The sequence below is a fragment of the Providencia sp. PROV_01 genome (genome assembly GCF_053098325.1).
Genome location: NZ_JBRFKD010000002.1, coordinates 1,647,743 through 1,668,784 on the forward strand (window position 1 = coordinate 1,647,743; position 21,042 = coordinate 1,668,784).

General features: G+C 39.7%; 17 protein-coding genes and 1 pseudogene. 15 read left to right on the forward strand and 3 right to left on the reverse strand.

Going from position 1 to position 21,042, the window contains the following annotated elements; genetic code table 11:
• Positions 1-153: 153 nt before the first annotated feature.
• The 12 genes from ACU696_RS08045 to ACU696_RS08100 all read left to right on the forward strand — a co-directional run bounded on the left by ACU696_RS08045 (position 154) and on the right by ACU696_RS08100 (position 12,685).
• A complete protein-coding gene (locus ACU696_RS08045; RefSeq protein ID WP_004913347.1) occupies positions 154-894 on the forward strand; it encodes a heme ABC transporter permease in 741 nt (246 codons plus the stop codon).
• Positions 891-1,103, forward strand: coding sequence for a heme exporter protein CcmD (gene ccmD / locus ACU696_RS08050; protein WP_004262214.1), 213 nt, complete (start codon positions 891-893; stop codon positions 1,101-1,103). Before ACU696_RS08045 ends, ccmD begins: the two co-directional genes overlap by 4 nt.
• The gene (gene ccmE, locus ACU696_RS08055) at positions 1,100-1,591 is read left to right on the forward strand and encodes a cytochrome c maturation protein CcmE (protein ID WP_004913345.1); all 492 of its coding nucleotides are present in this window, start codon (positions 1,100-1,102) and stop codon (positions 1,589-1,591) included. Before ccmD ends, ccmE begins: the two co-directional genes overlap by 4 nt.
• The gene (locus tag ACU696_RS08060; protein ID WP_004913344.1) at positions 1,588-3,519 is read left to right on the forward strand and encodes a heme lyase CcmF/NrfE family subunit; all 1,932 of its coding nucleotides are present in this window, start codon (positions 1,588-1,590) and stop codon (positions 3,517-3,519) included. Before ccmE ends, ACU696_RS08060 begins: the two co-directional genes overlap by 4 nt.
• The gene (gene dsbE / locus ACU696_RS08065) at positions 3,516-4,073 is read left to right on the forward strand and encodes a thiol:disulfide interchange protein DsbE (protein WP_004262204.1); all 558 of its coding nucleotides are present in this window, start codon (positions 3,516-3,518) and stop codon (positions 4,071-4,073) included. Before ACU696_RS08060 ends, dsbE begins: the two co-directional genes overlap by 4 nt.
• Entirely contained in the window at positions 4,070-5,143 is a 1,074-nt protein-coding gene (locus ACU696_RS08070) for a cytochrome c-type biogenesis protein CcmH (RefSeq protein WP_109912714.1), read from the forward strand. Before dsbE ends, ACU696_RS08070 begins: the two co-directional genes overlap by 4 nt.
• 486 nt (positions 5,144-5,629) lie before the next feature.
• On the forward strand, positions 5,630-6,850 hold the full coding sequence (locus ACU696_RS08075; RefSeq protein ID WP_109912713.1) for a PfkB family carbohydrate kinase: 1,221 nt from the start codon (positions 5,630-5,632) through the stop codon (positions 6,848-6,850).
• 26 nt (positions 6,851-6,876) lie between these two features.
• Positions 6,877-7,614: a glutamine amidotransferase gene (locus ACU696_RS08080; RefSeq protein WP_109912712.1), complete on the forward strand. Its 738-nt coding sequence runs from the start codon at positions 6,877-6,879 to the stop codon at positions 7,612-7,614.
• A gap of 119 nt (positions 7,615-7,733) precedes the next feature.
• Positions 7,734-8,699 carry a DMT family transporter gene (locus ACU696_RS08085; protein WP_004913337.1) on the forward strand — a complete coding sequence of 322 codons (966 nt, stop codon included), beginning with the start codon at positions 7,734-7,736 and terminating at the stop codon, positions 8,697-8,699.
• A 1-nt stretch (position 8,700) separates the two neighbouring features.
• On the forward strand, positions 8,701-9,732 hold the full coding sequence (locus ACU696_RS08090) for a phosphotriesterase family protein (RefSeq protein WP_004913332.1): 1,032 nt from the start codon (positions 8,701-8,703) through the stop codon (positions 9,730-9,732).
• A gap of 407 nt (positions 9,733-10,139) precedes the next feature.
• Positions 10,140-10,472, forward strand: a complete 333-nt coding sequence (locus tag ACU696_RS08095) for a DUF2946 domain-containing protein (RefSeq protein WP_371021336.1) — start codon at positions 10,140-10,142, stop codon at positions 10,470-10,472.
• Positions 10,473-10,651: 179 nt separating this feature from the next.
• Positions 10,652-12,685 (forward strand): TonB-dependent copper receptor, encoded by a 2,034-nt coding sequence (locus ACU696_RS08100; protein ID WP_209101924.1) that lies wholly within the window; start codon positions 10,652-10,654, stop codon positions 12,683-12,685.
• Positions 12,686-12,735: 50 nt separating this feature from the next.
• On the opposite strand, the gene ACU696_RS08105 is transcribed toward ACU696_RS08100, so the two are convergent.
• Positions 12,736-13,620: a helix-turn-helix domain-containing protein gene (locus ACU696_RS08105; RefSeq protein ID WP_004913323.1), complete on the reverse strand. Its 885-nt coding sequence runs from the start codon at positions 13,618-13,620 to the stop codon at positions 12,736-12,738.
• Between the two features lie 908 nt (positions 13,621-14,528).
• Between ACU696_RS08105 and ACU696_RS08110 the strand changes: the two genes are divergently transcribed.
• Positions 14,529-14,783 carry a helix-turn-helix domain-containing protein gene (locus tag ACU696_RS08110; protein WP_004913320.1) on the forward strand — a complete coding sequence of 85 codons (255 nt, stop codon included), beginning with the start codon at positions 14,529-14,531 and terminating at the stop codon, positions 14,781-14,783.
• 110 nt (positions 14,784-14,893) lie between these two features.
• Here ACU696_RS08110 and ACU696_RS08115 read toward each other — a convergent pair whose 3' ends face one another.
• Positions 14,894-15,889, reverse strand: a complete 996-nt coding sequence (locus ACU696_RS08115; RefSeq protein WP_227024204.1) for a hypothetical protein — start codon at positions 15,887-15,889, stop codon at positions 14,894-14,896.
• A 232-nt stretch (positions 15,890-16,121) separates the two neighbouring features.
• The gene (locus ACU696_RS08120) at positions 16,122-16,958 is read right to left on the reverse strand and encodes a MurR/RpiR family transcriptional regulator (RefSeq protein ID WP_209101926.1); all 837 of its coding nucleotides are present in this window, start codon (positions 16,956-16,958) and stop codon (positions 16,122-16,124) included.
• Positions 16,959-17,351: 393 nt separating this feature from the next.
• On the opposite strand from ACU696_RS08120, the pseudogene ACU696_RS08125 reads away from it, so the two are divergent.
• Positions 17,352-18,863 (forward strand): annotated as a pseudogene (locus ACU696_RS08125) (CoA-acylating methylmalonate-semialdehyde dehydrogenase).
• A gap of 12 nt (positions 18,864-18,875) precedes the next feature.
• A complete protein-coding gene (gene iolD, locus ACU696_RS08130) occupies positions 18,876-20,813 on the forward strand; it encodes a 3D-(3,5/4)-trihydroxycyclohexane-1,2-dione acylhydrolase (decyclizing) (protein WP_110732113.1) in 1,938 nt (645 codons plus the stop codon).
• The last annotated feature ends 229 nt before the right edge of the window (positions 20,814-21,042 follow it).

Sequence of the window (21,042 nt, forward strand, 5' to 3'; positions counted from 1 at the left end):
GTAATGATCAATAAATAGGCTGGTTATGCGTTTGAGTATGATCAGCCTAAGTTATATTTGTGTTAAATCAATATATTTGCTTTTTTAATGTGTATTGTATGATGCTGTCACGCAGCATTTACTAACAATATAATAAATCAGGGTAATTAAACTATGTGGAAAAAGCTTCATCAACTAGCCATCCCAGTCAACCTTTATCGGTTATGTGGGCGTCTAATACCGTGGTTTATTATATTGAGTGTAATTTGTTTAGCGGTGGGATGGATTTGGGGATTTGGTTTTGCGCCAACCGATAAAGTTCAAAGCCAAAGCTATCGTATTATGTATATTCATGTTCCTGCCGCAATGTGGTCGATGGGAATTTATGCCACGATGGCCATTACTGCTTTTGTTGGGCTAGTCTGGCAAATGAAAGTCTCGGAATTGGCGATAGCGGCGATGGCACCAATAGGGGCGGTATTTACCTTTATTGCATTAGTTACAGGTGCGACATGGGGTAAACCAATGTGGGGTGCATGGTGGGTATGGGATGCACGTTTAACCTCTGAATTAATTCTATTTTTTCTGTATGTGGGGATTATTGCTTTATGGCATGCGTTTGATGACCGTCGCACCGCAGGAAAGGCCGCTGCAATTTTAGTATTAATTGGTGTGATTAACTTACCTATCATTCATTATTCAGTTGAATGGTGGCAAACCTTGCACCAACCTTCGACTCGCATGCAAGAAAGCATCAACCCTGCTATGCGTACACCACTTCGTTTAGCTATCCTTGGTTACCTATTTCTTTTTATCTCATTAACGTTAATCCGTTTACGTAGCCAATTATTGATGTTAGAACGTAACCGTCCATGGGTATTAGATATTGTGAATAAAAAAGGACGTCAATCATGACTAGCGCATTTGCATCTTGGAGTGAATTTTGGGCGATGGGCGGCTATGGTTTTTATGTATGGCTGGCGGTTGCGCTGACATTAATACCTATTTTGTTACTCTGTTTGCATACGTATATACAAAGAAAAATGATAATAAATGCAATTATTCAACAGCAAGCTCGTGAAGTCAGGCAAAAAGCAGCAAGAGCGCGTAGGGAGGGAGTGTGAATATTCGTCGTCGTAACCGACTTTGGCTGATCTGTTCCATATTGGTTGGTGTGGGGCTAACCCTCGCATTAATTCTCTATGCATTACGCTCAAGCATTGACTTGTTTTATACCCCCGGTGAAATCATTTATGGTAAGCGAGAAACTCAGCAAATCCCTGAAGTTGGGCAACGCTTACGTGTCGGTGGCATGGTCATGCCAGGTAGTGTAGTACGTGATTCTGACCCTGTCTCTAACGCTGTCAATATCACTTTCACTGTTTATGATGCCGAAGGTGAGGTTAACGTAAGTTATCATGGAATTTTGCCCGACTTATTCAAAGAAGGGCAAGGTGTCGTTGTTCAAGGGGAATTACAAGAGAATAATCATATTTTAGCGAAAGAAGTGCTTGCGAAACATGATGAAAACTATACGCCACCAGAGGTTGAAAAAGCGATGCAAGAAAACCATCGCAGGCCAGCTGCTGCCTATAAGGACAATGCATCATGATCCCTGAAATTGGTAGCGTTTTACTGTGCTTGGCATTAGGTCTCGCCGTTTTGCTGTCTTTCTACCCGCTATGGGGAGTGGCGCGCAATGATGCACGCTTAATGGCATCATCACGTCCATTAGCATGGTTACTTTTTCTTTGTGTAACAGGGGCATTCCTAGTATTAGTGAATGCCTTTGTTGTTAATGATTTCTCAGTCACTTATGTTGCCAATAACTCGAATACGCAATTACCTATTTGGTATCGTGTTGCGGCAACATGGGGAGCTCACGAAGGCTCATTATTACTTTGGGTATTATTAATGAGTGGCTGGACATTTGCGGTGGCAATTTGTAGTTATCGCATGCCTCTCGATATTGTTGCTCGTGTTTTAGCTGTTATGGGGATGGTTAGCGTTGGTTTTTTGCTGTTTATCATCTTCACTTCAAATCCGTTTTCGCGTACGCTACCCGCCTTTCCGATTGAAGGGCGTGACCTCAATCCATTACTGCAAGATCCAGGGCTGATTTTCCACCCACCATTGTTATACATGGGATATGTCGGTTTTTCAGTGGCATTCGCCTTTGCGATTGCTGCATTGTTAAGTGGCCGGTTAGATAGCTCTTTCACGCGTTTTGCTCGCCCTTGGACGATGGCAGCATGGTTCTTTTTAACGCTAGGGATCATGTTAGGTTCCGCATGGGCTTATTATGAATTAGGTTGGGGGGGCTGGTGGTTCTGGGACCCGGTGGAAAATGCTTCCTTTATGCCATGGTTAGTGGGAACAGCATTGATCCACTCACTCTCCGTGACTGAGCAGCGAGCCACTTTTAAAGCATGGTCACTATTATTGTCGATTTTTGCTTTCTCATTGTGTTTGCTCGGGACTTTCTTAGTCCGCTCGGGGGTACTGGTTTCCGTACACGCCTTCGCCTCAGACCCATCTCGAGGGTTATTCATCTTAGCCTTCATGGTGTTAGTGATTGGCGGCTCTTTATTAGTGTTTGCACTGCGTGGGCACAAAGTACGCTCAAGAGTTAACAATGCGCTATGGTCCCGTGAATCCATGTTATTGGGCAATAACGTTATCCTAACAGCCGCGATGTTAGTCGTGTTACTCGGTACTTTGCTACCGTTGGTTCATAAACAAATTGGTCTAGGTACGATTTCCATTGGTGAACCGTTCTTTAATACCATGTTTATCGCGTTGATGGTGCCATTTGCCTTGTTACTGGGAATTGGGCCACTCGTACGTTGGGGGCGTGACCGCCCTGCGGCGATTAAAAAGTTATTAATCATTGCAACTGTTTTAACCGTTATTCTCTCATTTGCTCTGCCATTATTGATGGAAGATAGGGTAGAAGCCCTAACGGTTGTCGGCTTAATGATGGCGTGCTGGATTGCTATTCTTGCCTTCGCAGAAATGCGAGTCCGCATCAGTAAGAAAATCAAGCTCACACCAAGTTACTGGGGAATGGTACTGGCGCACTTAGGTTTGGCGGTAACTATCGTCGGTATTGCCTTTAGCCAAAATTACAGTATTGAGCGTGACGTGAAAATGAAGCCGGGTGATAGCATTTCAATTCGTGCTTATACCTTTGTATTTAATGGAGTACGAGAAGCTGATGGCCCTAACTACCAAGGTGTCATTGGCAGTATTTCAGTGAAGGAAAAAGACAAAGTCATCGGTGTTTTAATGCCAGAAAAACGTTTTTATAGTGTTAGTCGAGCTGTTATGACTGAAGCGGCGATAGATGGTGGTTTTACTCGCGATTTATATGCTGCATTGGGTGAGGAAATTGCTAAAGATACATGGACTATGCGTTTGTATTATAAACCGTTTGTTCGTTGGATCTGGTCTGGTGGCGTATTAATGGCTATTGGTGCGTTATTCTGCTTGTTTGACCCACGTTATCGTCGTCGTAAATTACAAGGGGAAACAGCATGAACCGCAAAGTCTTCTTAATTCCTTTTATTATTTTTGCAGGAATTGCCGCGGTTCTGTTATGGCAATTGATGCGTAATGCAGAAGGGGATGACCCTCGTTTATTAGAATCTGCTTTAATTGGTAAGCCAGTGCCTGTTTTTCGTCTTGAGTCATTAGAAAACCCGGGGCAGCACTACGAATCTGATGTATTAACACAAGGGCAACCTATCTTATTGAATGTTTGGGCAACATGGTGCCCAACATGCCGAGCAGAACATCAATATTTGAATAAGTTGTCTGCACAGGGTGTTCGTGTGGTTGGGTTGAACTATAAAGATAAACGGGATAAAGCCATTGTGTGGTTGCGTGAGTTGGGCAACCCTTATGCCTTAAGCTTATTTGATGGTGAAGGGATGTTAGGCCTTGACCTAGGGGTATATGGGGCACCTGAAACGTTCTTAATTGATGGTAATGGTGTGATCCGTTATCGTCACGCAGGGGCAATGGACGAGCGCGTTTGGGAAAAAGAGTTTAAACCCCTTTGGGAGCGCTATAATCAGGAGGCGAACCAATGAGGTATTTACTGGGTTTATTGATGTTAACGTTAAGTGCAACGGTGACATATGCATCGACAGAAGTCTTTACTTTCGATAATGAACAACAAGAGCAGCAATTCCGTAAATTAACCGAGGAACTGCGCTGTCCTAAATGCCAAAACAACAGCATTGCAGATTCTAACTCAATGATTGCACTGGACTTGCGCCAAAAAGTGTATGAGTTAATGAAAGAAGGCAAGAACCGTGATGAAATTGTTGATTACATGGTTGCCCGTTATGGTTACTTCGTCACTTATAACCCACCGCTGACACCGCTAACGGTTATGCTGTGGGGATTACCGTTTGTTGCGATAGCGGTAGGCGGTTGGATCATTTTTGCCCGTTCTAAAAAACGCGTTAGATTAAAACAGGTTGAGCAGGGTGATGAAGAATCATTACCTGAGGCCTCTCGCACTAGCAATTGGGTTTATTTACCCGGTTTTATCATTGCATTAGGTGTTGCGGGTGGTGCTTATTATCAGGTAGGTAGCTACGAGAAAGTGGCGGATTGGAATAATGCCTACCAACAAGCTCCGGCCTTGCTAGATAGAGCGCTAGACCCGTCAGAGCCGCCACTTAATAATGCGGAAATGGAACACCTCGCCTTAGGTCTACGTACTCGCCTTCAAGAAGACCCGCAAAATGTAGAAGCGTGGGAAATGCTAGGCCGTATTGGTATGGTGTTGGGGAATGCGACCATGGCAACCGATGCCTATGGCCGTGCTTATCGCCTAGCACCTAAAAATGAAAATGTAGTGATGGGCTATGCGGAAGTTTTGACGCGCTCTTCTGACCCAGAAGATAACCGTCAAGGTGCGGAACTACTTAAAAAGCTGATTGCAGAAGACCGTACCAATGTGAAAGCGTTGAGCATTTTTGCATTCAATGCGTTTGAGCAAGAACGCTACGCTGAAGCCATTTCTGCTTGGCAAATGATGTTAAAACTACTGCCAGAGAATGACCAACGTCGCCCTATCATCGAGCGCAGTGTTGAACAAGCACTGATGATGGTACACGAAAAGAAAGGGTTGCCAGCGAAAGCGGAATAGTTAACGGCAGTCAATTACTATGACCAAAAGGGAGCAACCGCTCCCTTTTGTTTATCTGGTGAATAATCCATTTACTCAAATTGTGATCCTTCTCTCAACCTATCATTATTTTACCCATAATAGATTATAGCGATTAATCAGGGTTATTTTATCTTATTTAATTAATGAAGATATAAATATAACTTATTAATTTAACTTTGTTTTATTTTAAAGTTTTTATATTTATGAAATATATAATAAATAATCCGAATTATTATATTTACTTATGTACTTCCCTCTTAGTCTAAATTCCATAAAGTAAACTAATCAATTCTTATATTATTTTGATAATAATAGAAGATTTACCTTTAGTTATTCTTTTTTGGTTTTTTTTGTTTTTACTTTTATGCTTTTTGCTTTTTTTTGCTTTGCAGGGAGAACCTATGAGTACAATCACATTAATGTAACAAGGTATAAATTAGAGTAAATGCCATGAGGTAAAATGGCATGAAAGCAGAACGACATAAGAAAATAATTAATATTTTAAAAAATACTGGATCAGCCAAAGTTTCTGTTTTATCGAAAGAACTTAATGTCACTAAAGAAACCATTAGAGCAGATTTAAACTCTTTAGCAAAAAAAGGAATTATTAGCCGTTGCCATGGTGGCGCATACATCGAATTTGAAACACTAGATAAAGTTGCTAAAAAAGAAATAATTCAATTTCTTGAGTGCAATGAAAGTTTTAATGAAAGAACAGATAAGGATGATGCCGTGTTAGGTAAAGTATGTGTATTAGGTTCATTTAACGTAGATATGATTAGTTACTTACCTCGGTTACCAGAGGCAGGCGAATCATTATTATCAAATAAATTTATTTTTTCTCCTGGTGGTAAAGGGTGTAACCAAGCATTAGCAGCGAGTTATTCAGATTCACCTGTCCACTTTATTACGAAGATAGGAACAGATCAATTTAGTGAATATGCAATAAACTTCATATCGTCATCTAAAATTAAAACTTCGACCATATACCAAACTGAAAAATATCAAACGGGTACAGCATCTATATTTGTATCTGAAAATAGTGGAGAAAATATTATTTCAATATATCCAGGTTCTAATATGGATATTACTGCTGACGAAGTGAAGATTCAAAAAGATAAAATTGTAAACTCAAATATTATTCTTCTTCAGTTAGAAACGAATATTGAAGCGTTAAAGGAAATTATTGAGATTGGTAATGAATATAAAATTCCAATTATTTTAAATCCTGCGCCGTATAACGACATCGTTAATGAATTAATTGAAAAGATTGATATTTTAACCCCTAACGAAACTGAAGCAAGTCTGCTTTCTAATATTAATGTTATTGATTTAGAAAGTGCTAAAAAAGCGGCTGAAGTTATCTATCACAAAGGTGTAAAAAAAGTAGTTATTACACTCGGAAGCAAAGGCTCTATTGCATTTGATGGTAATAAGTTCATTTATTCCCCGGCTTACACTGCTGTTGTTAAGAATACGGCGGGTGCCGGCGATGCATTCAATGGGGCTCTTGCTGCATCTTTGGCGAAAGGTAAACAGTTTTCTTACGCCTTGCGCTATGCATCGGCGTTTTCATCCCTTGCTGTTGAAACAAGTAATGCTTCAGAAATGCCTGAAGATATAAATGTTATGCATCGTATTAATCAAACAACCTATTCTCAGGTTGTGACTCAATCCCCTGAATAAATTAATATTCTGAAAAGAGGAAAAAAATGAAAATTCTATTTATTGGTGAATCATGGCATATCCATATGATCCACACTAAAGGTTATGACAGCTTTACTTCAAGTAAATATGAAGAAGGTGCAACTTTCTTATTAGAATGTTTAAGAAATAAAGGCGTTGAAATTGATTATATGCCTGCACATACCGTGCAAATGGCATTCCCTAAAACCGTAGAGGAATTAGAAAAGTACGATGTTGTCGTTATTAGCGATATCGGTGCCAATACTTTCTTATTACAAAATGACACTTTCTATAATATGAAAGTATTACCTAACGCACTTGGATTAATTAAACAATATGTTAGCCAAGGTGGTGGTTTATTAATGATCGGTGGTTACTTGTCATTTATGGGAATTGAAGCCAAAGCTAATTATAAAAATACATTATTAGCCGATGTATTACCGGTTGAAATGTTAGATGGTGACGACCGCGTTGAAACCCCTGAGGGAGTTTTTGCAACACCCGCTAATACAGGCCATGAATCAATTAAAAACTTTGGTAATTGGCCAATGTTTTTAGGTTATAACAAAGTTGCTGCTAAAGAAAATACACAAGTTGTTTTAAATATTGGTGAAGACCCATTATTGGTATTCGGTGAATATGACAAAGGAAAAACAGGCTGTTTTATGAGTGACTGCTCGCCACACTGGGGAAGTCGTGAGTTTATGGCTTGGGAGCATTATTCAGATATGTGGGTAAATATTCTTAAGCAAATCGCTCGTTAATTAATTCTTTAAAAGTAAAAAATCAAAATAAAGAAAATGGGTGCTGAGTTAATTCAGCACCTTGTAAGCCGATTACAAAAAATAATGACTCATAGTCAAAAATCCAAAAGGAATATTTTATGAGTGTTAAAAGTTATTCTACCCCTTTTTTAATGATAGCGACGGTATTAGCCGGTATGTTATCGCCAATGCAATCCGCAGTGAATGGGCAGCTGGGTGATGTATTAAAAGATGGAAATGCGAGCGCCGTTATTTCATTTGCCAGTGGTTTGGTGGTGATGTTTTTTATCATTATTGCGAAGAAACAAACCAGACAACAATTTGCAGCAATTCCTAGCTTAATTAAAAATAAAAAAATTCCATTGTGGAATTGGTTTGCAGGCCTGTGCGGTGCGATGGTGGTGTTTTCTGAAGGCGCATCCGCGAGTGCATTAGGTATCGCAACTTTCCAAACTGCATTGATTTCTGCACTATTATTATCAGGCTTGCTGTGTGACCGTTTTGGTATTGGTATCGATGAGAAAAAACCATTCACTACCTTTCGTGTATTAGGTGCCATTTTTGCGGTTGTCGCGACGTTGTTTGTGGTTTCACCACAGTGGCATTCAAGTTCTGCCATTTATTTAGCTATTTTGCCTTTTTTAGCTGGTTTGTTAGCAGGGTGGCAACCCGCAGGTAACTCAAAAGTTGCAGAAGCAACAGGTTCAATGATGGTTTCTATTACGTGGAACTTTATTGTTGGTTTTACCGTACTGACGATAGCTCTCGTGATCCGTATGGCATTAGGTCATCTCACTTTAGATTTACCGGGTGTTTGGTGGATGTACCTAGGTGGCCCGTTAGGTTTAATGTCCATTGCATTAATGGCAATCTTAGTCCGCGGCTTAGGTTTGTTGATGCTCGGTGTTGCTTCAACGGCAGGGCAGTTATTGGGTTCGGTACTGATTGACTTATTGCTACCGTCTTTGGGCAATACCGTGTACTTAGTGACTATTATTGGAACAGTATTTGCTTTAGTCGGCGCAATTATTACGACCATTCCTGAGTTTAGAGAAGCCAAAGCGACAAAAGCCGCAGGAGTATAAAATGAAAGGTTATATCCAAACGGTGACAGGGCCCGTTAAAAAAGAAGATATGGGACTGACATTACCACATGAACATCTGTTTAATGATTTATCAACGGTTGTCGATGAGCCATTTTATGACTTCTCACATGTGTTGGTTGATAAAAAAGTCAGTGCCGATATTCAATGGGGACTGAAGCACGACCCATATTGCTGCTGTGACAATATGGATAAAAAGCCAATCGAAGATGTGATTTATGAAGTCAATAATTTTAAGGAACTTGGTGGTAAAACATTGGTAGATGCTACAGGTTCCAAAGCGATTGGCCGTGATGTACATCAATTGCGCGAAGTTGCCATTAAAACGGGTATTAATGTGGTTGCTTCTTCTGGCCTGTATATTGAAAAGTTTGAAGGTGACCGGTTAGTCAATGATATCGATGCTATGGCTAAAATGATTGATGATGAGCTCAATGTAGGCATTGATGGAACGGATATTTGTGCAGGAATGATTGGTGAAATCGGGGTATCTCCTTTTTTTACTGATGGTGAAAAGAATAGCCTAAGAGCGGCATCAGTAGCGCAACTGGCTAATGACCATGTTTCAATGAATATTCATATGCCTGGTTGGCAACGTCGAGGAGATGAGGTTCTCGATATTTTAATCAAAGAAATGGGTGTTAATCCCGCTAAAATTTCATTGGCACACTCAGACCCGTCAGGTAAAGATTTTGACTATCAACGCCGTATGCTTGATAGAGGTGTTTGGCTTGAGTTTGACATGATTGGTCTAGATATTTCATTTCCAAAAGAAGGTGTTGCACCAACAGTAACAGAAACTGCGGATGCGGTTTGTAAACTGATTGAGATGGGGTATGGGGCACAAATCGTGTTGAGTCATGATGTTTTTCTCAAACAAATGTGGGCAAAAAATGGGGGTAATGGCTGGGGATTTGTACCCAATGTTTTTCTCTCGTTATTGGCCAAAAAAGGGGTGGATAAATCGATGATTAACCGCCTTTGTATTGATAACCCTGCAAACTTATTAGCATAGAATACCCTTTGTTATTTTTAGAATTCTTTGGATGGAAAATTAGTAGCAATCACTTGTGGTTGCTACTTTTTTATGGCGCCTTTAAAACAGTTTGCTGACTTAGAGAAATGTACCTAATACTATAAATCAGTCAATTGATTGATTTTTCAATGGGTTTGTATTGATGATAGATAATCAATTTTATCAATAAAGTTCATCTTAAATTAACATTTTCGGTAAATATCAATAACAATGGGTATCTAAATAAGATACAATTCTGCGCTATAAATTCGTACTCAGATGACGGAAAAACGTTGCACCTGCGCACTTCAATCAGACAATTTGCTGCCTATCTTGCACTATTGGCTGTGGTTATGCTGTTTATCGCTCCATTGTTCTCTAAATCGATGAGGCTGATGGAACACTGCGTGAGCACTAACCCTAATAGTACAATTGAGCATTCATCAATGGCAGGCCATTCGATGCATTCGCATCAAGGTATGCTGATGCCTGAAAATTGTGACGTTTCTGCACCAATGAATCACATGTTAATGACGGGGATTGGGCAATCTCCGATGGAAGACATTGCATGTGGTTACTGCCAATTATTGATCCACTTCCCATTTCTTATCTTATTTATTGCCGTAGTTATTCGGCAATTAGCGACACTGGCACTATTTATTCCTTTTGAACGTAGTGTTCACATTTGGTTATTTAGACCATGGTCATTACACCTTGCTCGAGCCCCGCCTATTTCCTGATGTCTTAGCATTGTAAATATTACAAATCAATTTATTGCTATTTTTCCTTCACTGGGCAAAACGCGTTCGCTCGCCTTGAATTTCTTTGCTTATTAAGCAATTTATCTGTGGGAGCTGAAATGTGTTTGCAGCCTAAAAGATGAAGGTAGCATCTTCCTTTTCTAAGAAACAGGTGAAAAATGAATACACACGTTTTTAAAGTGGCTCCTATTGCGACACTGGTAATTAGTGCGATTTTTACGGCATCAACATTAGCGAAAAATGAAGTTAATCAAAGCCCTATTTCTGAAAACTCAGTAATGATTGTGACGGCGCCTGTTGATTCGCCATTAACAATCACCACGTCGCCAAAGACACCAAGGCAGCCAGTCCCTGCAAGTGATGGTTCTGATTACCTCAAAACCATTCCTGGTTTTTCACAAATACGTAATGGTGGAACTAACGGTGATCCGGTTTTTCGTGGCATGTTCGGCTCTCGTTTGCGTATTTTAACCAATGATAGTGAAATGTTAGGTGCGTGTCCTTCTCGTATGGATGCGCCGACTTCTTATATTTCACCTGAAAACTTTGATGTACTGAATATGATTAAAGGCCCGCAAACTGTTTTATGGGGGCCAGGAAATTCTGCTGGAACAATCCGTTTTGAGCGCGAAAAGCCGCTATTTACTGAAGCGGGTATTAAAGGCAACGCAAGTGCCTTAACAGCATCTAATGAGCGTTGGGATGGCAATGCAGATATCAGTTTAGGTAATGAAACGGGGTATATTCGTGTCATTGGTAATAAATCACGTTCAAATGATTATAAAGATGGCAATGGTGATAAGGTTCCTTCGAAGTGGGATAAGTGGAATGCAGATATTGCTGTTGGCTGGACGCCTGATGAATACACATTATTAGAACTGACCGCCGGTAAAGGTGATGGGGAAGCTCGCTATGCGGGGAGAGGAATGGATGGGTCTCAATTTAAACGCGAAAGCTTAGGCTTGCGCTTTGAAAAGAGTAATATCGGCGAGGTGTTTGATAAAATTGAGGCTAATATTTACTACAATTATGCCGACCATATTATGGATAACTACTCGCTTCGCTCTCCATCAGGCGGTGGAATGAGCGGTGGCCATATGGGGCATGGAGGCCACGGTATGATGAATATGCCAATGAAAATGCGTGTTGATCGCGAAACCATGGGTGGCCGTACCATGGGAACATGGTTGTGGAAAGATTATGAACTGCGTGCAGGGGCTGACATGCAGACCAATAAACACCGTAAAAACAATAATAATAGCTGGAAAAAAGATGCACAATTCCAAGACTATGGTGTTTTTAGTGAATTAACTTGGCATGCGACTGAACAAGGCAAAGTGGTCAGTGGAGCTCGTTTAGATCGCGTGATAGTTGAAAATAATACAGAAGTAGGTTCTTCAGGGCGTAATACGCTGATGCCAGCGGGCTTTGCGCGTTATGAGCATTCATTATCTGGCACGCCTATTATGCTATATGCAGGTGTCGGCTATACCGAACGCTTTCCGGATTATTGGGAGCTGTTCTCGCCTAAACTTGGCCCAGGTGGTAGCAATAATGTGTTTGATAAGCTAAAAACAGAAAAAACGACTCAGTTAGATATTGGTGCTAAATATAGTCATGAAGATACCAATGCCTGGGTTTCTGCTTATGTGGGGCATGTTGATGACTTTATTCTTTTCCGCTATAGCGCAACAAACCCAAGAATGAGTCAGGTTGAAAATGTGAATGCGTTAATCATGGGGGGCGAGCTCGGTGTAGCACAAAAACTCAGTGATGAATGGAAAGCAGATGCAAGCTTGGCTTATTCGTGGGGAGAAAATCGCACAGATGGAAAGGCATTACCGCAGATGCCACCGTTGGAAAGCCGTTTTGGCTTATCATGGGAAAAAGGCGATTGGACCACGACAGGTTTAGTACGCGTTGTTAGCCGCCAAAATCGCGTTGCTATAAACGATGGCAATGTGGTGGGTAAAGACTTTAGTAAAAGTGCAGGTTTTACGATTTTTTCATTAAATACAGCATATACAATTAATGAAAACATGAAGTTAAGCGCAGGCGTTGATAACCTGTTCGACAAAACCTACAGTGAGCACCTTAACTTAGCTGGAAATAGCGGTTTTGGTTATTCATCCAATGTGCCAGTAAATGAACCAGGAAGAAATTTCTGGGCAAAAATTAATGTGACATTTTAATTATTAGGTAAACAACCCGTACAGTTTCCGTATGGGTTGTTTGCTATTTATTAAATAATAACAGGAATATAGTAATTTAGCTCTTGAATAAAATTTCGTGAGTCATTCACGAACGCTTCATAAGAGGGCTTCGATTTCAGGACATATTGTTCTACATCTGGTCCTTCGCCACGGACGATGTCCATTTCAGCAAGTACCTTCCCATAAGCAGTATAAATAATATCATTGTAATCAATACCATGAAGGCTACTGGTTATCTTGATTTCTAAATAATTACCTGCAGGTAATTGTAAATGGGTTGTCTGGGGAAGTGCAATCTCTACATCTTGTTCATCTAGAGCCGTGGTATATAGGAAATGGCCTTCTGCATTCGCACTTTGGTCTACACCATGAATTGCATATAAATGCTGAGTGACATAAGGGTTTTTATCGAAAAAAGCTTTCCAATAGTATCGGCGTAGCTCATCCGTTTTTAGGTTCCACTCATTAATATCTTTAGTGTAACGATGTTTAGTGCCGAGTAAATTAATGGCTGGTAATTGAGTCAATTTAACTCGAACATTTAACTCTTTACTTTCTCGTAGAGGTAAACAGAACCCTTCAATCTTCCAACCTTCGCGTTTTCGATATTCAGAAGGCGTGAGATTAAATTGCTTTTTAAACGCGCGGCAAAAAGTTTGTTGTGAGTCAAAACGGTACCTCAGAGAAATATCCATTATGCTGTCATTTGTTAGTCGTAATGCGACAGCAGAACAAGAAAGGCGTCTTGCTCGGATATAGGAACCAAGCGCGAGCCCTGTTTGGTTCTTAAACAGGCGCTGAAAGTGCCATTTGGTGTATCCTGATTTATCGGCAACAGTATCTAGGGATAGGCGAGATTCTAAATTTTGTTCTATCCAGAGAATGATTTCCCTGATAACACTTTCTTGTAGCATGATTTTCCTTTCAGGTCTCTTTTACTTACCAAAAAAAAATAAGCCATAAAATACATCAAGGTTATGACAGGTAAGTATTCATAGGTGCTCGTAATATGATACCACGCCAACTGACAATTTTATTAAAAAGATGTGAAGTTAAGTAAGTTTTGGGGAGTAAAAAAGTAGGAATATTACCTAAATACACCTATTTAGAGTTTGTGTAATTTATCTAATTTTTACATATTGCAGTATGGACTGAAAGTAATGAACATGGCATAAATAGGGTGAAGTAATTTTATTTTTATCGAAAACAGCCTGTTGAAGTAATCTATTTTGGAGGCTCAATATAAGAGGTGTGTAATGTAAACCATTAATCTGAAAAGGTCATTTAGTATTATAAGCATAATATGAAATATTTTGCTTTATCGTCTAAATTTAATGTTGTAATTCCGACTAATAAATAAAAAAAAACGTCTTTTTTTATGATGTGAAAAAATTCAATTTATTATAATTATCTTCTGGAAACTTATTGATACGCATGAATACAAATTGTCACTAATTTCTTAAGGTTATAACATTAAATCAAGCAAGATAGTTTTATCTAACTGAAGAGCTAAGCTAAAATTTTAGTTAACTTGAAAATACAACTTTTAGTCGTCGACTGATAATAATGTAAATTTAACTATTGATAGTGAGATTAAATAATGTGACCAGCTTCACGAGTTAAATGTAATGATGAAAATCATCTAGCCTTTTTATATCAGTAAGTTAGCTAATTTTTTGGTTTTTTAAATCATAAATGAATGGTCTTTAAATGACTTATTTAATTAGGGTTTTATTATTTTAAGTCAATTTATAAATTTATGGTTGGTGATAATTTACGCGCCGGTTAATTATATTAATTTTAATATTTAGTAGAGGTTATTATGGGGAAAGAAAGTATTGCTAAAATGCTAGGGATAAAAATCCGAAAACAACGAGAAAACCATAAAATATCGATAGAAAGAATGGCGAGTTTAATCGGTGTAACAGAAGAAGAAATGAATCGATTTGAGACAGGAGAGAGTTGTATTGATGTTGATTCATTATTCCAATTTGCATACCTCTTCAATGTTGACCCGGCTTCTTTTTTATATGGGATTGTCAATGTAAATAGTGGAACGTGTAGGTTAATACACTGATTATAAGTAATTTGATTATGTTACATTAAATTTTAGAGTATTATTATATAACCCACTAATATAATAATGTGTTCTGTTTCTATCAGAATAATCTTTATATTTTATGGTAATCAAATATATCCATAGATATTTAACTGTTTTATTACTTTATCTGTTAGCTCATTAGCGCGGCTCCATTGATTAATCTTAGCTAATTTTGTATTACTACTGAGCCTTAAAACAAATTGGTCAAGTTGCTTTACAATGAAATTATCTTGATTAACCTCTTGATATTTTTCATTAAAAGAAAGTTTTTTCTCTACCTCATAGCGGTTATTGCACTGCTTCAATGATAGTTTGTCTGAGATCTTTCCTGTATTAAAAAAGATTTCAAATGAAACCAATAAACCGTTTTCTTGGCGTAAATTAATTATTAAGACGTCGCCATCGGCTCTTTGATTGAAGGGATGCGAGAACTGAATAGAAGGAAGTGAAAGGACAAAATCAGGCATTAGTGATAACAATAATTCTATGTTCTTTGTGATGGTGTTTCGTAATATATTGAATGGTAGTTGGTTTTCTGGCTCTACTATTCGGTGTGTTGTGATACGTAATAACCCTGTTTCGCTACCATGTTTAGGCATTAAAGATGCTTTTATTTGATTGAACTGGTTATCAGAGCTCAAAGGTTGGTTGTAGTCAATAAATACGTCATGACGCATGGCTTGCTTTAATACTTCATTCAGTTCGCTTTCACTAAAGTTAGGGATATCATTCAATAGAACATCTTTTCCAGCAGTTACCGCTGTCTGAATAGCAAACTTTAGTAATTCATCACTACAAGTGGATGTCACTATGATGCAATCAACGTCATCATTGTTGATTAGCGCTTCTATTTTTTTCTTTTGGCACATGAAGTCAGTCATAGAAGGAAGAGATGGGGACAAATGGCAAATTGACTTTAGCTCACTATGATGGGTGCAGCATTTTATCGCATTTATATAAAGTTGGTTATAAGGTGCAGTGCCGATTAAACCAATACCAGAACGATTAATTGACGTGACAGAATGCTGTTCTTCAAGTAAACGCAGGTGGCCGAGTAAATAAAGAAAGTGTGTATTTAACATGCTTAGCCCTTATTCTTGGTTTATCTAACACGCGATATAATTCCAACATAACAGGGTGAAATAATAATTTCATTTTATTGTTATTTTAGAATTTGTATTTTCTGATGGGATTCACAAATTAAAGAAAAAGATGAAACTTAATTAGTATTCAATAATGACGTTTATGTTAATCAGGGAAAAGGTAGGAAGGGGCTCTGAATTAATGGAGGTGTTTAATTACAGAGCCGTATAACTAGACTAAGCTGCTGCCTTGACGATAGGCTAATGCAACGGTTAGTGATTGTGCTAAACATAAGGTGGCTGACTGCGAACGAAATGCATCTACTTGGGCTTCTTTGATAACAAAACAAACATCACTGAAACTTGCCAATGGGCTGATTTGACTATCAGTAATCACGATTTGCTGTGCACCCGCTTGAGCCGCTTTCTCACTTACCATGACAGTTTCCGAGGCGTAAGGTGTGAAACTGATTGAAATTACAACGTCGTTTTCACTGATCCGACTGATCTGCTCTTTGAACATTCCACCAAGCCCATCAATAAGGACAGGGCGGCATTCCAAATGGCTAAGTGCGTAACTTAAATATGTTGCAACGCTGAATGAACGACGCAAACCGATAATGTAGATATTCTGTGCATTCGCTAAAAGTGATACGGCTTTTTCAATATCTTCAGCAGGGGTTCTGGTTGCCATTTGTTGTAACGCTTGGGCGTTAGAATGAGCGAACTCCTTCAAAATTTGTGAGGGGTCATCACTCAGTTCTTGGGAACCATCCATTTCACGAAACATACGGGCTCTATCTGTGTAGCTGGCCGTTTCTTCCACAAGGTTCATACGAAACAATTGTTTCATTTCATTAAACCCACTGAAATTAAAAGCATTTGCAAAGCGGATCAGCGTCGAAGGCGGAACCTTAGCTTCCTTTGCAATGACGGCAACGGTATCAAATGCCACACTATTCGTATTATCTAATACATAGCGTGCCACTTGCTGTAACCGTTTACTTAGTTCGTCATATCGTGAGCGAACTTGCTCTTGAAACTCATTTAAATTTGATGCACTTGACATATAACCTCCAGAATTTGGCTCTAATTGTAGTTGTTTTACAGCGTTAGTCGAATCTTTTTGAAACACTTAGTTCATATTTAAAAATTTTCTTTTTTTAGGATCGTGAAATAATTTGAATTTGGGATAATAAATTGAACAGCTTACATCAATTTGCTCTCTTATTTTCTTGATTGAAAGAAGGCCATGTTTAGCTCAATACAACGGCAAAATAGCCAATAAATAGGTGATGGACATAAGTTTAGGATTGGTATTTTTTTAGTCGCGATTAAAATTTCACAAAAACTTTGTCTAGATCACATAAATTGAATGTTATTTCAAATTTAGTTGTAAATGAAACAAATATTTCATATACATTGAGTAACAAGGTAACTCTGTCAGCTAAAGAGAGGCAACATGGAACAGATTCATAATTTCATTGGTGGTGAAATAGTATCCAGCAAAAGTGGGCGTTTTGCGCCTGTATTCAACCCGGCAACGGGGGAGCAAATTGCTCAAGTTGTACTCAGCAGTGCCGATGAAACAAAAAAAGCCATTGAGATTGCGAATAAAGCATTCCCTAAATGGTCAAAACTATCTCCCCTAAAACGTTCTCGGGTTTTATTCAAATTTAAAGCTTTACTTGAAGAGAATATGGATGAGCTGGCGCGTTTAATTTCAAGAGAACACGGTAAAGTTTTTTCTGATGCGGTAGGTGAATTAACCCGAGGTTTGGAAGTCGTTGAATTTGCATGCGGTATTCCTCACTTACAAAAAGGTGAGCACTCAGCCAATGTTGCTACAGGTGTTGATAGCCACTCATTAATGCAGCCTTTGGGTGTTTGTGCGGGGATCACGCCATTTAATTTTCCAGCAATGGTACCGATGTGGATGTTCCCAGTAGCTATTGCAACAGGTAATACCTTTGTTTTAAAACCATCAGAAAAAGATCCTTCATTAGCATTAGCATTAGCTAGATTATTAAAAGAAGCTGGCTTACCTGATGGCGTATTTAATGTTGTTCAAGGGGACAAAGAATCCGTTGATGTGCTCTTAACTGCACCAGAAGTTCAAGCCGTTAGTTTTGTTGGCTCAACGCCTATTGCTGAATATATTTACACGACGGCATCCGCTCATGGTAAGCGTTGCCAAGCACTCGGTGGAGCGAAAAACCATTGTATCTTAATGCCTGATGCAGACATGGGGCAGGCAGCTAATGCTATTATGGGCGCTGCGTTTGGTGCTGCAGGTGAACGTTGCATGGCATTATCCGTCGTCTTAGCTGTCGGTGATGAAACGGCAGATGCGCTCATTGCTAACCTGAAAGGCCAAATTGCCAAAATGTCCGTGGGTCCTGGTATTACTGACGGTAAATAAAATGACATGGGACCTGTGATTTCCACGCAACATAAAGCCAAAATCTGTGACTATATTACCAGTGGCGAAAAACAAGGTGCGACGTTATTGGTCGATGGCCGTGACTTTAAAGTGAAAGGCTTCGAAAATGGTTATTTTGTAGGGCCAACATTATTTGATAATGTCACGCCTGAAATGGACATTTATCAAGAAGAAATTTTTGGGCCTGTATTAGCCGTAGTGCGAGTTCCAGACTTTGAAACGGGTTTGAAACTGATTAACCAACATGAATATGGTAATGGAACGGCTATTTTCACCCGTGATGGTGAAACAGCGCGCGAATTCCAAGAAAATGTTCAAGCGGGAATGGTCGGAATTAACATACCTATTCCAGTACCGATGGCATTCCACAGTTTTGGTGGTTGGAAACGGTCTATTTTTGGTCCATTAAATGTACATGGAAATGACGGTGTTCGTTTCTATACTCGCATGAAAACAGTCACTAGCCGTTGGCCTGCCAGTGTTCGCTTAGAGCACCATGAAAGTAGTTTCACAATGCCAACCATGGAATAAACGGAGACCCGTATGAATAAGCAGAAAATGACGACCGCTCAGGCGTTGGTTAAATTTTTAAACCAACAATACGTTGATGTTGATGGTGAGCAATATCCGTTTATTCAGGGAGTATTTACGATTTTTGGCCATGGTAATGTTGTGGGTTTAGGTCAGGCGCTTGAAGAAGCGCCTGGTCATCTACGCGTTTATCAAGGATGTAATGAGCAAGGTATGGCGCACATTGCGACGGGTTTTGCTAAACAAAAAAAACGTAAACAAATTTTTGCTGTGACATCTTCAGTCGGCCCCGGTGCCGCAAATATGATTACCGCAGCAGCAACGGCAACTGCCAATCGTATTCCATTATTATTGTTGCCAGGGGATACCTTTGCGACTCGTCAGCCCGACCCAGTATTGCAGCAAGTCGAACAATACGGTGATGGGACTATCAGTACTAATGATTGTTTTCGCCCGGTTTCACGTTATTGGGATAGGGTTTCACGGCCTGAACAACTGATGGCGGCGATGGTTAATGCCATGCGAGTGTTAACTGACCCTGCGGATACTGGCGCGGTAACCATTTGCCTACCTCAAGATGTTCAAGGTGAGGCGTGGGATTACCCCGATTATTTTTTCCAAAAACGCATCCATCGTATTGAACGTAGACCACCGACAACGGTGAGTATCGAAGAAGCCGTAAATTTAATTCGTGGCAAGAAAAAACCATTGCTCATCTGTGGTGGTGGGGTACGTTATTCCGAAGCTCACGACGCATTTTTGCAATTTGCGGAAGATTACCGTATTCCATTTGGCGAAACTCAAGCAGGTAAAAGTGCCATCGTTGCTAGTCATCCCTTGAATATGGGCGGAATTGGTACAACAGGTGGGTTAGCGGCAAATTTGTTGGCTAAAGAAACCGACTTAGTGATTGGTGTGGGGACTCGCTTTACGGATTTTACCACCGCCTCTAAGTCGTTATTTAGTCATCCGAATGTGATGTTCTTAAATATCAATGTTGCGGAGTTTGATGCAAGTAAGTTAGATGCATTGAAAGTGGTCGCAGATGCCAAAGAAGCGTTACAAGCACTGAGTGTAAAATTGAAAGATTCTCACTATGAAGCTCAGTGGGGGGATGAAATTCAGCAGGCTAAACAACAGTGGAAAAATGAGCTGGAGCGCTTGTTTAGTATACAGTATCGGCCATTAGATTTTGTCCCTGAAATTGCAGGCCATCTTGATGACAAGCTTGAAGAGTACCGTAAAACGCTTGGTACAGAATTGGCGCAAACACGGGTGCTAGGCTTGATGCAGCAATACATGGAAGACGATGCCATTATTGTCGGGGCTGCAGGTTCATTACCGGGTGATTTACAACGTATTTGGCTACCAAAACAACGGGATACATACCACCTTGAATATGGCTATTCATGCATGGGGTACGAAATTGCCGCTGCTGTTGGGGCTAAAATTGCTGCGCCAAAACAACCTGTTTATGCGATGGTCGGAGATGGCTCTTATTTAATGCTACACAGTGAGCTGCAAACTGCGATTCAGGAGAATATTAAGATCACCATCTTATTGTTTGATAACGCGGGATTCGGCTGTATTAATAATCTGCAGATGAGCCAAGGCATGGGAAGTTTTGGTACAGAGAACCGGCATCGAAACCCACAGACGGGGTTGATGGATGGGCCGTTAGTGAAGGTCGATTTTGCTAAAAACGCAGAAAGCTATGGCTGTAAAAGTTATCGGGTACATGATGAGGAACAATTGATTGCTGCACTGAAAGACGCGAAGTCCCATTCGGGCTGTGTATTGATTGATATTAAAGTACTTCCGAAAACAATGACCGATGGTTATGAAGCTTGGTGGCGCACAGGAACAGCTCAAGTTTCTAAAAAGCCTCAAATAGTTGCTTCCGCTGAAAAAATTAAAGAGATGGTTGAACATAAAGTTCGTCTTTATTAATCAACATATTGCGCTAGTGCCTTATAGTGTCAAAATAACTCGACGGTGTTTTACCGTCGAGGAATGTTTTTCGTTTTCTTAATGAGTCAGATGTGTAACTAAGTAGGGTAGTTACTGGAAACTTAGCAGGGATTGCTTTGGTTTTTATTTGCATAGTGGTTATCACTTGCCGTTCTATATTCGTCATACTTCAAGTTAAATGGGGATAGCGTTACGCTCATCGCCAACA

What these genes read in the sequence shown, in the direction of transcription:
- ACU696_RS08045 (WP_004913347.1), top strand. Translation starts at nt 154, where the DNA reads ATGTGGAAAAAGCTTCATCAACTAGCCATCCCAGTCAACCTTTATCGG.
- ccmD (WP_004262214.1), top strand. Translation starts at nt 891, where the DNA reads ATGACTAGCGCATTTGCATCTTGGAGTGAATTTTGGGCGATGGGCGGC.
- ACU696_RS08060 (WP_004913344.1), top strand. Translation starts at nt 1,588, where the DNA reads ATGATCCCTGAAATTGGTAGCGTTTTACTGTGCTTGGCATTAGGTCTC.
- dsbE (WP_004262204.1), top strand. Translation starts at nt 3,516, where the DNA reads ATGAACCGCAAAGTCTTCTTAATTCCTTTTATTATTTTTGCAGGAATT.
- ACU696_RS08070 (WP_109912714.1), top strand. Translation starts at nt 4,070, where the DNA reads ATGAGGTATTTACTGGGTTTATTGATGTTAACGTTAAGTGCAACGGTG.
- ACU696_RS08075 (WP_109912713.1), top strand. Translation starts at nt 5,630, where the DNA reads ATGAAAGCAGAACGACATAAGAAAATAATTAATATTTTAAAAAATACT.
- ACU696_RS08080 (WP_109912712.1), top strand. Translation starts at nt 6,877, where the DNA reads ATGAAAATTCTATTTATTGGTGAATCATGGCATATCCATATGATCCAC.
- ACU696_RS08085 (WP_004913337.1), top strand. Translation starts at nt 7,734, where the DNA reads ATGAGTGTTAAAAGTTATTCTACCCCTTTTTTAATGATAGCGACGGTA.
- ACU696_RS08090 (WP_004913332.1), top strand. Translation starts at nt 8,701, where the DNA reads ATGAAAGGTTATATCCAAACGGTGACAGGGCCCGTTAAAAAAGAAGAT.
- ACU696_RS08100 (WP_209101924.1), top strand. Translation starts at nt 10,652, where the DNA reads ATGAATACACACGTTTTTAAAGTGGCTCCTATTGCGACACTGGTAATT.
- ACU696_RS08105 (WP_004913323.1), bottom strand. Translation starts at nt 13,620, where the DNA reads ATGCTACAAGAAAGTGTTATCAGGGAAATCATTCTCTGGATAGAACAA.
- ACU696_RS08110 (WP_004913320.1), top strand. Translation starts at nt 14,529, where the DNA reads ATGGGGAAAGAAAGTATTGCTAAAATGCTAGGGATAAAAATCCGAAAA.
- ACU696_RS08115 (WP_227024204.1), bottom strand. Translation starts at nt 15,889, where the DNA reads ATGTTAAATACACACTTTCTTTATTTACTCGGCCACCTGCGTTTACTT.
- ACU696_RS08120 (WP_209101926.1), bottom strand. Translation starts at nt 16,958, where the DNA reads ATGTCAAGTGCATCAAATTTAAATGAGTTTCAAGAGCAAGTTCGCTCA.
- iolD (WP_110732113.1), top strand. Translation starts at nt 18,876, where the DNA reads ATGAATAAGCAGAAAATGACGACCGCTCAGGCGTTGGTTAAATTTTTA.